The organism is Brachybacterium sacelli (genome assembly GCF_017876545.1).
Taxonomy (GTDB): Bacteria; Actinomycetota; Actinomycetes; order Actinomycetales; family Dermabacteraceae; genus Brachybacterium; species Brachybacterium sacelli.
On sequence record NZ_JAGIOD010000001.1, the window covers coordinates 2,088,166 to 2,101,208 of the forward strand.

Below are 13,043 nucleotides of genomic sequence, written 5' to 3' on the forward strand. Positions count from 1 at the left end.
TTTGCAGTACCAGGTACAGAGAGAACGCTGCAAGCAGAGCATCGTGATCGAGGCCGACCAAGGCTTCCAAGGGCGTCACACACCGCGATGCCGCTGTCCGCTCAGAATCCACCGGTCCAGGTGGAACCCGGGGCCCATCCGAGCGGATCGGACCCCAGCCCTGCCCGACGACGCCACAGATCATGTGACACCTGATCGTGCATCAGTCCCTCATTCAGCCAGAGCCGAGTGCGGTGCACGGGTTCGATCGGTGCGTTGCCCTTCGGCATCACACGACAATTTCCGTACCAGCGGTGGTACAACCCCGCAAGCTCTTCAAGGTAGTGGGCGACGCGGTACGGTTCGCGAGATTCCGCGGCGAACCTAACAACGCGGGGAAACTCTTGGAGGGCACCGAGCAAGGCGGCCTCGGTCTCGTGCTCGAGCAGCTCGGGCCGGAATCCCGCGAGCGTGACGCCCCCTTCGGCCGCTTTTCGCGCAACATTGCTCGTGCGCGCGTGAGCGTACTGAACATAGAAGACTGGATTATCGTTCGAGCGCTTCTCGAGGATGCCCAGATCGATATCAAGATTCGTATCAGCGGAGCTGCGCACGAGGGCATATCTCGCTGCGTCAACGCCGACCACCTCGACGAGGTCCTCGAGCGTGACGACGGTTCCGGCCCGCTTTGACATGCGTACGGGGTGGCCGTCGCGCACCAGATTCACCATCTGGCCGATGAGCACTTGGAGATTCGTTCCTGGCTCATCTCCAAAGGCTGAGCACATCGCCATGAGTCGCTGCACATAACCGTGGTGATCGGCCCCGAGCATGACGAGACAACGGTCAAATCCGCGCTCACGCTTATTTAGATAATACGCAATGTCACCCGAGATGTATGCGGGCTGGCCGTCAGACTTTATGACAACACGATCCTTGTCGTCGCCAAACTCGGTAGTGCGCAACCATACGGCGCCATCCTTTTCGAAGATCTGCCCCAGGTCGCGCAGTCTTTCAACGGCACGCGCGACAGCACCCGACTCATGCAGCTGGTTCTCGTGAAAAAATACGTCGAAGTCGACACCGAAGTTGCGCAGGCTGTTCTTGATATCGCTGAACATGAAGTCGACTCCAGTCGCGCGGAACGTCTCCTGTAGTGCTTCGGGCGTCAAGTCTTCGAGGCACCCTGGCTCGTGTACGCGAACGACGCGCTGCGCGATGTCGTCGATGTACGAGCCGCCGTAGCCATCCTCCGGGGTTGGCTCACCCTTATAGGCGGCGACCAAACTTCGAGCAAATCGATCAATCTGCGTCCCATAGTCATTGAAATAGTACTCACGGGTGACATCGCCCTTTTGCGCAGAAAGGAGTCGCGCGAGAGAATCACCAACGGCGGCCCATCTTGTTCCGCCAAGATGGATCGGTCCCGTCGGGTTCGCCGAAACGAACTCGAGATTGATCCTTTGGCCTTCAAATGCGTCACCATTCCCGTACTCGCATCCCAAGTCCACGATCGTCTTCGCCAATTGCCCCGCCGCAGCAGCATTGAGGCGCACGTTGACGAAACCGGGCCCTGCGATTCCCGCCGATGCGACGCCGTTGACTTGGGATAGACCGTCGGCGATCTCCTGCGCGAGTTCACCAGGATTCAAGTCCAGCCTCTTGGCGAACTTCATCGCGGCATTAGTCGACCAATCACCGTGGGCGCGGTCGCGGGGTCGTTCAATGGTGACCTCAGTCGCTCGAATGTCGAAACGCTCGCCGTCGCATCGTCGCTCAGCAATTTCCGTCAGGATATTGATTACCGAGTTTCCGAGAGCGTCCTGGTTCATAGCCGTCGATTCTAGTCTTCTTGCGGCCAGGGTGCGAGCCTGGTCGGCCAAGTGTGAGATCCGGGCCTTGTGCCCTGACGAAGAACGGATCACCAGGACCGATGAGCAGATCCCGTCTCCCGCACGGACCGCCCCCGGGATCGCCACCGTGAGCAACGAGCCTGCCGCCACGCGCGATGTGACCGGTGCCTGGATGACGAACATGGGCTAGGGCGTGCCTTTTAGTAGGCGGGTCCAGGTGAGGATGGCGCAGAGGGTGATGCCGGCGCGGTAGGTGATGGCGAGTTTGTCGTAGCGGGTGGCGATGCCGCGCCATTGCTTGGCCAGGGCGAAGAACCTCTCGATCACGTTGCGGCCACGGTAGGCGTCGGTATCGAGTGCGGGCGGGCGTCCTCCCTGGCTACCACGCCGCTTGCGTGCGGCGATCTGGTCTCGCTTGTCGGGGATGACTGCTTTGATGCCGCGGCGGCGCAGCTGCCTGCGGATCACACCGGTCGCGTATGCACGGTCAGCGATCACGGCGTCCGGTCGAGTCCGTGTCCGGCCCGGGCCGACCCGGGGAACGTGGATCTCGCCGAGCACGTCGGCGAGCATTGCGCCGTCGTTGCGCTGCCCTCCGGTGAGGACCATCGCCAGGGGCCTGCCATGCCCATCGACGGCCTGATGGATCTTCGTCGTCAACCCGCCGCGAGAGCGGCCGATGCCATGGCCGGGCGGTTCGACCTCATCGAGTGGGAGGTTCTTGTGATTCGACGCGGCCCCCTGTGTCCTGCTCGGGGCGGGTCGTGTTCGTCGCGTGCTGATGCGCACGCGCGATCGTCGCGTCAATCGACACTGCCCAGTCGATCTTCCCGGCAGCGTCGGCCTCGGCGAGCATCTGGGTCAGCACGCGATCCCAGGTGCCGTCACCGGCATACCGGCGATGTCGCTTCCACACCGTCTGCCACGGCCCGAATTGATCGCGAGGCAGATCCCGCCACGGAATCCCAGTCCGGAACCGATACGCGATGCCCTCCACGATCCGCCGGTCATCACCGAACGGATGACCTCGCCTGCCCGCGTTCGAGGGCAGCAACGGCTCGATTCGTCCCCACTGCTCGTCCGTGAACACCCGATACCGCGAACCCGTCGACCTCACCACACCAGCATCTCGCGCACCCCACTCCACATATGGGAGACACGCTGAAGCGCCCTGGGTTCCGTTCCGGCTTCTATGTGGGGGCCGTTGAGGGCTCCCGGGTCTGAGCGTAGGCCTTCTCGACCTCGATCGGAGTCGAGTAGTCCAGGGCCTGGTGGAGCCGCTGGTGGTTCCACCAGTGGACCCAGTTCATCGTCGCGAATTCGACCTCGGTGACCGACGGCCAAGCGGGCCGGGCGTGGATGAGCTCGGCTTTGTAGAGCCCGTTGACCGTCTCTGCCAGGGCATTGTCATAGCTGTCGCCGCGGGAGCCGACAGAGGCAGCGATGCCCGCTTCGGCCAGGTGCTCGGTGTATCGAACGCTGACGTACTGACTGCCACGGTCGCTGTGGTGGATCAAACCCCCGATGGCCTGGTCTTTTGCTGCGATCAAAGCGTGTTCGAGGGCCTCGAGCGGGAGGTCCTCTGTCCGCATCGTCGCCCTTGTTGCCCAGCCCGCGATCCGGCGGGAGAACGCATCGATCACGAAAGCCGTGTAGCAGAATCCGCTGGTCGTGCGGACGTAGGTGATGTCTGCGACCCAGAGCCGGTTCGGTGCGGGAGCCTCGAAGTTCCTCTCCACGAGATCCGGCCGTCCATCGGGCAGCGGCGAGGGCTGCGTGGTGCGGGGCGTCCGCCCGCGGATCACACCGTGCAACCCGGCTTTGCGCATCAGCCGAGCGCACTGATCACGACCGATGTCCCAGCCCTCACGCCGCATCGCGTGCCAGATCTTCCGCGCCCCATAGACCCCGTAGTTCTCGGCATGGATGCGCCTGATCTCTTCGATAAGCACGCGATCGCGCAGGTCACGGTCGCTTGCCGGTCGAGTCTTCGCGGCGCGGTAGCCGCGTGAAGTGATGAATCCACCCTCGGTCGCCGCGAGGGTGCGGCAGATGAGCTCGACCCCGAACTGATCGCGATACATATCGATGTAGGCGATCATCTCGTCGAGGGGCGGTCGAGCTCCGCGGCGAAAAACGCTGACGCTGACTTCAGGATCTCGTTCGCCCTGCGCAGCTCCGCGTTCTCACGCTTGAGCCGGCGAATCTCGGCCTGGGCCTCGCTCGAGAGCCCAGTTTTGGCCCCTGCGTCGATCTGAGACTGCTCGATCCAGCGCCGCAGCGACTCCGTCGAGATGTTCAGCTTCGGCGCGATCTCCTTGATCGCCTGATACTGCGTAAGGCCTTCATCGGCCTCCATACGGTCCACGACCATGCGCATGGCACGGTCGCGGAACGACTGTGGGTACTTGCTCGGCATGTTCCAATCCTCCTCGTATCAGGATCGGAACGGAACCCAGGGCGCTTCACGCCCTAGTTCGTGGTGGACGCGTAGTGAAGTCGCGCGGAGCGAGCGCAGCACATCTTCGTATGCAGAGAGCCTTTCGGAACCACAAGCTTGGAGAGCTGTTTGTGCGGGAGTCTCAAGCTGTGGCAACGCATCTGGCTCGAGGTGGCGCCCTCGGGGCAGTCCTTGGTGGCGACGAGAGGCTTCTACGTGTTCGTCAGGGACTGCCGCACGGATCGCGGACGGGGCTGCCCCCGTGACTCCGTCGGGCGCAGCACGCCTGATGTCCGCCATGCACGGCGTGCCGCCGCGCAGGCCGGGGGGCCTCCTCGCCGTCCCCGACATAAGATCCCTTGAAGCGACAAGACTGACGCAAAGGAGCACGCGATGAGATCACCTATTCTCGGTTATCTCGACACGGTCATCGAGGAGACCGCTCACATCAGCGCCGGTGATGTTGCCGGTTACATCCCCGAACTCGCGGCCGCCGACCCGGATCGCGTGGCCATCGCCCTGTGCACGGTCAACGGTACGGTCTATTCCAGCGGCGACGTCGACCATCGTTTCAGTATCCAATCGATGTCCAAGCCGTTCGCGTATGCCCTGGCGATCGAGGACCACGGCCTGGGCGCGGTGCTCGACAACGTCGGTGTCGAACCCAGCGGTGAGGCCTTCAACGAGCTCTCCCTTGATCCAGAGACCGGCAAACCGCGCAACCCGATGATCAACGCCGGTGCCATTGCGACCCACGCGCTGCTAAAGAGCGACGAGGAGTCGTCGGTCGAGCGGATGCTCAAGTTGTTCTCGCAGCTGACGGGTCGACAGATCGACATCGAGGAGGCAGTCGCTGCATCGGAGCTTGGTGCGGGCGATCGCAATCTCGGGCTCGCTCATCTCTTGCGCGCGGCCGGGGCGCTCGCGCAGGAGCCTGGGCCTGCGGTCGAGGGGTACATCCGCCAATGCGCGGCCTCTGTCACCGTGCGTGACCTTGCCCTAATGGCGGCAACCCTTGCCAACGCCGGCGTGCAACCTGAAACGGGCGAGCAGGTGTTGCGTCGACAGACGACCAGACAGGTGCTCAGCGTCATGGCGTCCTGCGGCATGTACGACGCGGCGGGAGACTGGCTCTCCACAGTTGGCATCCCCGCCAAGAGCGGAGTCGCCGGAGGCATCATCGGCGTCCTGCCCGGGCAGATCGGGGTAGCAGTCTTCTCTCCCCGGCTCGACCCACACGGCAACAGTGCCCGTGGGATCGAGATGATGAAACGGCTCTCAGAAGACCTCGGTCTGCATCTCATGGACACGGGAAGACCAGCGCGCTCCTCACTGCGCGAGACACGGACCGTCATCGTCGAAGGACAACCAGCGACGATCTATGTCCTCCAAGGTGACCTGGTGCTCAGCTCCATCGAATCCCTCGTGCACGAGATTATCGAGCATCCTCCGCAGACCGACCTCATCATCTTCGACATGAGCCGAGTCGACGAAGTGCATGCCGTCGCCCGGCGCACGTCGTCCGACATGGCAACGAAGCTCGTCGAAGAGGGACACCAGATCATCCTCATTGATCCAGACGAGACCGTCACCGACTTCCAAGACAGTCAAGGACGCCCCGTCGAACGGTGGAGCCCTCATCGACTGGAACAAGCAACCGAAGGTCCGGAACGGTGACCCTCAAGCACGGGCCCTCGCGGCGCTGACGAGCGCCTCGACGGAAACGATCAGCAGGGCGCGGTGCCGCTGGAGGCGGTCATCAGACCAGGGCCCCTCTGATGCGTGCGCGCGAAGCCCAGACGATGCGAACTGCCACGCCGTGATCTGGCCAAGCAGCAAGGCGAGCACATCGACCGCCGCACCATCGAAATGCTCTGACAGCTCTCGCACCTTGGGCTCGTACGCCTGGACCTCGCCCGGCGATGCATCCTCCCGCTCAAGTCCAGCCCAGGATGTTAAGCGCAGGATCTCTGGTCGCTCTGTCAGGTAGTCGAACAGCGCCGCGGCGTACGAAGGGAGGTCCTCAGCAGTGAATGGCACCTCGTCTGCCATCTCGGCCAGCGCGGCCGACACCACAAGATCGAACAGCTGGCCCTTGGGTCCGAAGTGAACGTAGATGGAGCGCTTGTTGACCCGCCCAGTCTCAGCGATTCTGTCCACGCGCGCGCCAGCAAGGCCGAACTGCGCGAACTCGGCCCGCGCCGCGTCGAGGATCCGACGTTTGGTCTCCGTGGCATCGGGTGGCATCCCCTCAGCCTATAGGTAACCACCTGGTTATTGACCTGTCTGTCCTGGCGTGGCAGGCTCCCTGTCGTAAGCATCCAGATAGTTACCCAAGGAGTGCCCATGTCCCAGAAGATCTTGATCACCGGTGCCAGCAGTGGATTCGGGCAAGGAGCAGCGCTCGAGCTTGCCCGTCAGGGCCACGATGTGATTGCCGCTGCCGAGACGTGGCCCCAGGTCCGCAGCCTTCGAGCGGATGCCGACGCAGCCGGCGTCGAACTCAACGTCATCAAGCTCAACCTGCTCGACCCCATCGACATCGCTCACGCCGGCTCCTTCGACGTGGACGTTCTGGTCCTCAACGCCGGAGTCATGGAGGGCGGGTCCGTGGTCGATATCCCGCTGCAGAGAGTGCGGGAGTCGTTCGACATCAACCTGTTCGGGCACCTCGAACTGGTCCAGGCCATCGCACCGAAGATGATCGCTCGCAAGAGCGGACGCATCATCTGGACCTCCTCGATGGGCGGGATCCTCGTCGTCCCGTTCCTAGGCGCCTACTGCGCGACCAAGCACGCGATCGAAGCGGTCGCCGGGTCGATGAAGGCCGAGCTGGAGCAGTTCGGCATCAAGGTCGCCACCATCAACCCCGGAGTGTTCGGGACCGGGTTCAACGACACCGGCGCCGAGAGCTACGTGCAGTGGTACGACGGCGAGACCGCGCATGTCCCGATGCCTGACTTCGGTCCATCGCTGGCCGACCAGGCCGACCCCCAGGAGATGGTCGACGCGATGGTGGAGACCATCACCGCCGACAATCCCGACTACCGGACCATGCGGCCACTGGAGACCATCGACGCTGCCAAGCAGTGGCAGGAAACCGAGTGGACCCAGAAGGCCTGACACCAAGAGAGAAGGAAAGGACAGAACCACATGTCACACCCCACAATCACTCTTGAAACGGCCAGCCGCATCATCGACGCCGGCCAGGAGAAGGCCCATGATCTCGGCCTGAACGCCGTCTTCGCCGTCCTCGACGCCGGGGCGAACCTTGTCGCCTTCGAGCGCATGGATGGCGCCTGGCTGGCCTCTAATGATCTGGCGCTGGCGAAGTCACGTACCTCCGTCATGTTCGAAGCACCAAGCGAAGCGTTGAACGCGCCCTTACAGCTCGGTGAGCCGGTCGCTCACTTCGATCACACCAACGGCGGTCTGCTCCTCATGGGCGGCGGCGTTCCGATCACTGATGACACAGGTCGACTCCTCGGTGCGCTAGGTGTCTCAGGAGGAACCCCAGAACAGGACGCCGAGATCGCTCGGGCAGCGATCAGCTAAACGACTCGGGTCACGGAACGGGCCTCGTCCGGCGAGATGGGCGAACCCAGCCCCCACCGCTCCGGCCAGAGGCCCGTTCCCCACCCAGGCGCCGCGTCGACCACGTCGTAACGGTGCGCAGCAGCTGTCGCACTCACGGAGCCGAACGACCAGAATCTCCACCGCGTGAACCACACTTCCCTCACGAAACCCCTGCCCTTGCCGTGACCAAGAACGTCAGTGCGGCGGTGAGAACCAGAGCAGCGCTCACTACGAGTGGCCCCGTGGCTCCGGCTGTTGCGTAAGCGATCCCGCCGAGGATGGGGCCTGCAGCAGCGCCGATGTTGAGGGATGCTGTCGCGAACGAGCCCGACATAGTTGGGGCAGATGCCGCCGCGCGGATCGAGGCGGCGATGAGGGTGCTTCCGACGGCGAACGACAGCGCTCCTTGAAGAAGTGCGAGGGTGAACACCGCGGCAGGGACCGTGGCGAACACCGCGAGGGATCCCCATCCGACAAACAAAGCCGCTCCGCCTGCGACGAGGATGAGGGTGGAGTGAGCGTCGCCGTGCCGTCCCGCTGTCCATACTCCGACGCATGATCCGACGCCGAAAACCGCCAACACAGCAGGCACTGCGGGCGCGGCGAGGCCAGCGGACTCAGTGATCACTGGCGCGAAGTAGGTGAAGGCGCAGAACGTAGCACCGTTGATCAGTGCCCCGAGCCCCAACGGGATCAAGAGTCCCGGTCGGCGCAGAACTCGGATCTCCGCCACCAGCGACACAGGGCGCTGCCTGCCAACCGCTCGCTGAGGGGTCGCCACCATCACGGCGACCAGAGCCGGCACAGAGATGGCAGCTACCGCCCACATGGCTGCTCGCCAACCGAGCAGAGATCCAATCACGGCGCCGCCGGGGACACCTGCGATCAGTGCCAAGGTGGTCCCACCAAGGATCACGGCCAGCGCACGCGCAATGCGGCCGGGAGGTACCAGCGCCGAGACTGTGGAGAGCGTGACGGCGAGAAAGCCTGCATTGGTCAAGGCGGCCACGATGCGCGTGGCGAGGAGGAGTACGAAGCTGTCAGTCACGGCTCCGATCGCATGCATCGCGATAAAAACGACGAGGAAGACCGAGAGGGCAAGCCTCGGCGACCAGCGGCGACTGACGGCGGCCATGGCAGGAGCGCCGACGATCATGCCGAGGGCGAAGGCTGAGGTCAGTAGGCCCGCCTGAGGGATGCTGATTGCGAGGTCTTCCGCGATCTCCGGCAGAAGACCGGCGAGCATGAACTCGGAGGTTCCCTGGGCGAAGACCGCTACAGCGAGCAGGACGATAACGAGTGGCATGGTGAGTCTTTCGAAGTGAGGTGGCGGTCGGGTTAGACCGGCACGCGTGCTCACTGACCGCGATCAACGTCGCGCAGTCGCACCCACTCGAAGAGGAAGGCGTCGAAGTAGTGAGCTACCGGCGTACCGGCAGCTCGACCTTGGACGCTTCGGGAGAACTCACTGAACCACCATAACCGAGCCCCGGACTGACACGCACAGCGGTGTCACGCGCAGCGTCGCCAGGTACGTCTCGAACTAGGGAACCCCACCAGGACAGCTACTCGCAGGTCGTTTACGGTTCCCAATAGGGCCCGAGAACGCATTTTTGCGACACTTCTGTCGGGCTGGGTATACCTCAACGGAGCAGTTCCACCCGTCCACATAAGACGGTGGTCTCAACCGGTCAACGCACCACTCACCGGATGATGCTGGCCGGAGGTGGTCGTGACGTTTTCAACGGGGCAGATCGACGGGGCCAGCTCCAGCGGAACTCCCAAGGCCGCCCGGCAGAGCAGGCCGACCCGGCGTGACCCGCGGGGAACGCCGGGTCGGCATGCTCTGCTCTGGCAACGTGGAGACTCACTCGGACATGACGATCGGGAGCACGTCAACCAGCCTGGTAATACGTCGTGGGGACCTCGGCAGCCGTTCCGCACGGTCGAGGTGGAGGCCGTGGAGCCCTGCCTGCGTTGCTCCACGGAGGTCGAGGTCTTCGTTGTCGCCCACGTGGAGCACATAAGAAGGGTCTACCTCCAATGCCTCGCACACCGCCCGGTACGTGGAGGGCCTCGGCTTTGCGGCACCGAGAGCCTCACTCGTCCACACCCCGGACACGTACTCACGGATTCCGAGGTGGTGGGCTTTTCGCTGCTGCCTCGCCTCCGGCCCATTGGTCAGGATCGCCAAACGTACGCCCTGGCGGTGCAACTCGCGCAGCACGGGTACAGCGTCATCGAAACCTATCCACTCGCGCTCGTACAGCTCCACGAATCGCGCATAGATCCGATCGCACTCTGGGTCACTGATGCTCTGAGCAGGACCGAGGCTCTCCAGTAGTCCTCGAACTCGAAGCCTCCGGTACTGGGGTCCATCGATCTCCCCTAGGCCGCGCCGTTCAGCCAGACGCTCGGCGTGGCGCTCCCACGCAGCGACGACCGTGGGGGTCGCCTCGGCACCCATCTCTTCGACGAGGCGAGCAACCCCTAGGCGTGCGGAGCTGGCGTGATCGAACAAGGTGTCATCGAGGTCAAAAATCACGGCGCGGAACACGAGACCAGCATGTCGCACGCGCAGCCCTACGTCCTAAGATCACGAAGGCCTGCCGACCTCGTCGCACCATGTCCACCCTGCCGCAAACTACGGTGGTCTCAACCGGTCAACGCAGCACCCGTGTAGATTCTCGCTCGATCTGTCAGACGTGCAGCACTGTGAACAGCGGTTCGACGGCCGTGGCGAGTGCGCGGTTTCTCGCTATGTCGTCAGGTTCCTAGCGGGGCGGAGGAAGCGCCCGGTCCTTGGAAGCGAGAATGGTGATGGAGACCGGGACGTCCTTCTCACCCGGTTCCGTGACCCTGTCGATCCGAAGGCCAGCGTCGACGAAGGCGTTCAGAAACTCCGCGAGGGGAACTTGGCGCATGCCGCCGACTTTGTACCGTATGCCACCCTCTCCCCACCAGGGGGCAGACTCATGTCGTCGTGCCTCGCGATAGGTCGTGTGTACGACCAACTCTCCTGCGGGGAGGCTGTGTACATGTGGTCCGTTGAAGCACGGGTGCACTCCGTAGAACATAAACATCCCCGTGGGGCGCAGAACTCGTGCGGCTTCCCTGACCATGCGGCTGAAATCGTCGACGTCCGTGGACGTCCAGGCGCTCATGACCAGATCGAAGGACTCGGAGTCGAATGGGAGGTCCTGGGCGTCGCCCTGGTGTACTCGGGGGCATCGCTGACGCGCCAGGCGAAGCTGGTCCTCAGAGATGTCGACGCCGGTTGCGGTCCAGCCGAGTTCTTCGATGATGGCGAGGTTCCTGCCTGTGCCGCACCCGATGTCCAGGCACGTGCCGGATCCTCGCGGGAGGGTCTCGCGCAAGACCGCGTCTCTGTGGGGACCTTCCGCCATCTGGGCGTCATACCAGTCTGCGAGGCCGTCGTAGCGAGCTCGGCTATCTGGGATGTTCGGTGACCTCGTCGGCGAGTTCATGCAAGAAGCCTATCGAAGTCCTCGCCTGCCAGACCGGTACAACTCTGCCCCACGCCGTCGAGAACTCGTCGTCGGCGACGATGCAGCACTGGAGGACGAACCGTCCCGGGATTGATGCCGCCGCTGTTGGAGTCGAGGTGCATCAGCAACACCCCAAAGAAGGACGCGCCTCAGCTGACCGCACGAGGCCGCCAGCGGACGTGTCCGGAAGATGGGTACCCCAGCGGTACAGTTGCGGCCGAGTGACGTGCGGTTGCCAATAGGGTTCGAACGTGTACTTTTGCGACACATCTGTCGCACGGGGTATACTGAATCGCCTGTAAGTGTTCGTGGTGGCCGGCCCGGGGCTGGCTGGCAGGGTTGGTGCTGGTAGCCCGGCGCCCGTCGTGACTCCTGAATCGGCTGACCCCTACGGGGTGTCATTCCCGGGATCTGTCCGGCGGGGGCCGGGTGCCGGCGCCAGCCCTGGCCCACCACGATGGCTTGATCAGAAGCATGTCCACCGCCGGAATCACGATCCCGGCGGCGTGGCTCATTACAGGCCCGCCTCGTAGTGACTCTCATCCTGGGCCGACGCCGGCAACGACGTCCCGTCCCAGCGATTCGAGAGGAACATCGTCATGAACAGTCTGCCTGCCACCGTAGGGGACTTCTACCGATATGTCGTCGGAGTCGACACCCACGCCGCAACCCACTCCTACGCGATCATCAAGGCCCCGAACGGCGGTCTCATCGATCAGAACGTCTTCCCGACCAGCCCTGCAGGGCTGCGACGCGCACGAGACTGGATCTCACGCCGAACCGAAGGCGACCTCGACGATGTGCTGATCGCCGCGGAAGGAACTGGCTCCTACGGGGCAGTTCTCAGCGACGTGCTGCAACAAGCGGGGTACCGAGTCGTCGAGGCACCGACCCCGCGTCGTGCACGAGCCCGAAGCAAGACTGACGCCCTCGACGCGATGCTCGCCGCCCGATCGAGTCTCGTCATGCCGTTGACGAAGTTGCGAGATCGTCGCGCCGGTGAGCTGCAGTCGGCGCTTCAGGTGCTCACGGGTGCCCGCGACCAGCACAACGCCGACAGATTGCGGTGCATCAACGCGCTCACCGCCCTCGTTCGGACCCACGACCTCGGCATCGGCGCCCGCCGAGCCTTGACCGGAACGCAGATCGCGACGATCGTGAGCTGGCGTCGCCGCGAGGAAACACTCGGCGCAGCAACCGCCCGCGCTGAAGCGACACGCCTCGCGAAGCGGATCACGACGCTCGAGAACGACCTCGCCGAGAACCGTGAACAGATCACTCGCATCGTGGAGACCACGGCTCCCGAGTTGCTGGACTTGCCAGGAGTCGGCGCGGTTACCGCAGCCGTGATCTTGACGGTCTGGTCGCACCCCGGGCGAATACGCAACGAGGCCGCATTCGCCATGATCGGAGGAATCTGTCCGATCCCGGCTTCCTCGGGCAACACCACGAGGCATCGCCTCAACCGCGGTGGGGACCGACGGCTGAACCGCGCGCTGAACACCATCGTGCTCACCAGGATGCGCACCGACCCTGCCACCCGCGCCTACATCGAACGGCGCCAAAGCGAGGGCAAGACATCCAGAGAGATCCGACGCTGCCTCAAGCGCTACATCAGCCGCCAGATCTTCCGATCGCTCGCAGTTGCCCACCCCGCCCCGGACGCCGCCGCCGCGGCTTGACACA

Annotated in this window: 11 protein-coding genes and 1 other annotated feature; of the genes, 4 read left to right on the plus strand and 7 right to left on the minus strand. The window is 63.9% G+C overall.

All coding sequences use genetic code 11. The annotated features are described in order from the left end of the window. Positions 1 to 101: 101 nt before the first annotated feature. The 3 genes from argS to JOF43_RS09365 all read right to left on the minus strand — a co-directional run bounded on the left by argS (position 102) and on the right by JOF43_RS09365 (position 4,251). Positions 102 to 1,811 (minus strand): arginine--tRNA ligase, encoded by a 1,710-nt coding sequence (gene argS, locus JOF43_RS09355; RefSeq protein ID WP_209901447.1) that lies wholly within the window; start codon positions 1,809 to 1,811, stop codon positions 102 to 104. A gap of 207 nt (positions 1,812 to 2,018) precedes the next feature. Then, positions 2,019 to 2,952, minus strand: a protein-coding gene (locus JOF43_RS09360) for an IS5 family transposase (RefSeq protein WP_209901449.1) whose coding sequence is annotated in 2 segments (ribosomal slippage) — positions 2,019 to 2,573 and positions 2,575 to 2,952 — 933 coding nt in all. Because the reading frame shifts where the segments join, the coding sequence is not laid out codon by codon here. A 70-nt stretch (positions 2,953 to 3,022) separates the two neighbouring features. Then, positions 3,023 to 4,251 (minus strand): IS3 family transposase gene (locus JOF43_RS09365; RefSeq protein WP_209901451.1). Its coding sequence is split into 2 segments (ribosomal slippage): positions 3,023 to 3,960 and positions 3,960 to 4,251, totalling 1,230 coding nucleotides; the frame shifts between segments, so codons are not numbered across the junction. Then, positions 3,871 to 3,973 (minus strand) — a sequence feature (AL1L pseudoknot). It overlaps the preceding gene by 103 nt. A gap of 414 nt (positions 4,252 to 4,665) precedes the next feature. Between JOF43_RS09365 and JOF43_RS09370 the strand changes: the two genes are divergently transcribed. After that, positions 4,666 to 5,949: a glutaminase gene (locus JOF43_RS09370; RefSeq protein WP_209901453.1), complete on the plus strand. Its 1,284-nt coding sequence runs from the start codon at positions 4,666 to 4,668 to the stop codon at positions 5,947 to 5,949. Between the two features lie 3 nt (positions 5,950 to 5,952). Here JOF43_RS09370 and JOF43_RS09375 read toward each other — a convergent pair whose 3' ends face one another. Then, the gene (locus tag JOF43_RS09375; RefSeq protein WP_209891521.1) at positions 5,953 to 6,519 is read right to left on the minus strand and encodes a TetR/AcrR family transcriptional regulator; all 567 of its coding nucleotides are present in this window, start codon (positions 6,517 to 6,519) and stop codon (positions 5,953 to 5,955) included. 99 nt (positions 6,520 to 6,618) lie between these two features. On the opposite strand from JOF43_RS09375, the gene JOF43_RS09380 reads away from it, so the two are divergent. Both JOF43_RS09380 and JOF43_RS09385 read left to right on the plus strand, forming a co-directional pair. Beyond that, positions 6,619 to 7,395 (plus strand): SDR family oxidoreductase, encoded by a 777-nt coding sequence (locus JOF43_RS09380; RefSeq protein ID WP_209891524.1) that lies wholly within the window; start codon positions 6,619 to 6,621, stop codon positions 7,393 to 7,395. A gap of 30 nt (positions 7,396 to 7,425) precedes the next feature. Next, positions 7,426 to 7,827, plus strand: a complete 402-nt coding sequence (locus tag JOF43_RS09385) for a GlcG/HbpS family heme-binding protein (RefSeq protein ID WP_209901455.1) — start codon at positions 7,426 to 7,428, stop codon at positions 7,825 to 7,827. Positions 7,828 to 8,008: 181 nt separating this feature from the next. Here the strand turns inward: JOF43_RS09385 and JOF43_RS09390 are convergent, their stop codons facing one another. The 3 genes from JOF43_RS09390 to JOF43_RS09400 form a co-directional block, all read right to left on the minus strand. After that, positions 8,009 to 9,154, minus strand: a complete 1,146-nt coding sequence (locus JOF43_RS09390) for a Cmx/CmrA family chloramphenicol efflux MFS transporter (RefSeq protein ID WP_209901457.1) — start codon at positions 9,152 to 9,154, stop codon at positions 8,009 to 8,011. Between the two features lie 561 nt (positions 9,155 to 9,715). After that, entirely contained in the window at positions 9,716 to 10,405 is a 690-nt protein-coding gene (locus JOF43_RS09395) for an HAD family hydrolase (protein WP_209891539.1), read from the minus strand. Between the two features lie 217 nt (positions 10,406 to 10,622). Further along, positions 10,623 to 11,336, minus strand: coding sequence for a class I SAM-dependent methyltransferase (locus JOF43_RS09400; protein WP_209901459.1), 714 nt, complete (start codon positions 11,334 to 11,336; stop codon positions 10,623 to 10,625). Positions 11,337 to 11,956: 620 nt separating this feature from the next. Here JOF43_RS09400 and JOF43_RS09405 point away from each other — a divergent pair. Further along, positions 11,957 to 13,039 (plus strand): IS110 family RNA-guided transposase, encoded by a 1,083-nt coding sequence (locus JOF43_RS09405; RefSeq protein WP_209901461.1) that lies wholly within the window; start codon positions 11,957 to 11,959, stop codon positions 13,037 to 13,039. Positions 13,040 to 13,043: the final 4 nt, after the last annotated feature.

Excerpts from the sequence above, each read along its gene's own strand:
- JOF43_RS09375 (WP_209891521.1), bottom strand. The coding sequence starts at position 6,519 with ATGCCACCCGATGCCACGGAGACCAAACGTCGGATCCTCGACGCGGCG.
- JOF43_RS09405 (WP_209901461.1), top strand. The coding sequence starts at position 11,957 with ATGAACAGTCTGCCTGCCACCGTAGGGGACTTCTACCGATATGTCGTC.
- JOF43_RS09400 (WP_209901459.1), bottom strand. The coding sequence starts at position 11,336 with ATGAACTCGCCGACGAGGTCACCGAACATCCCAGATAGCCGAGCTCGC.
- JOF43_RS09390 (WP_209901457.1), bottom strand. The coding sequence starts at position 9,154 with ATGCCACTCGTTATCGTCCTGCTCGCTGTAGCGGTCTTCGCCCAGGGA.
- JOF43_RS09385 (WP_209901455.1), top strand. The coding sequence starts at position 7,426 with ATGTCACACCCCACAATCACTCTTGAAACGGCCAGCCGCATCATCGAC.
- argS (WP_209901447.1), bottom strand. The coding sequence starts at position 1,811 with ATGAACCAGGACGCTCTCGGAAACTCGGTAATCAATATCCTGACGGAA.
- JOF43_RS09370 (WP_209901453.1), top strand. The coding sequence starts at position 4,666 with ATGAGATCACCTATTCTCGGTTATCTCGACACGGTCATCGAGGAGACC.
- JOF43_RS09380 (WP_209891524.1), top strand. The coding sequence starts at position 6,619 with ATGTCCCAGAAGATCTTGATCACCGGTGCCAGCAGTGGATTCGGGCAA.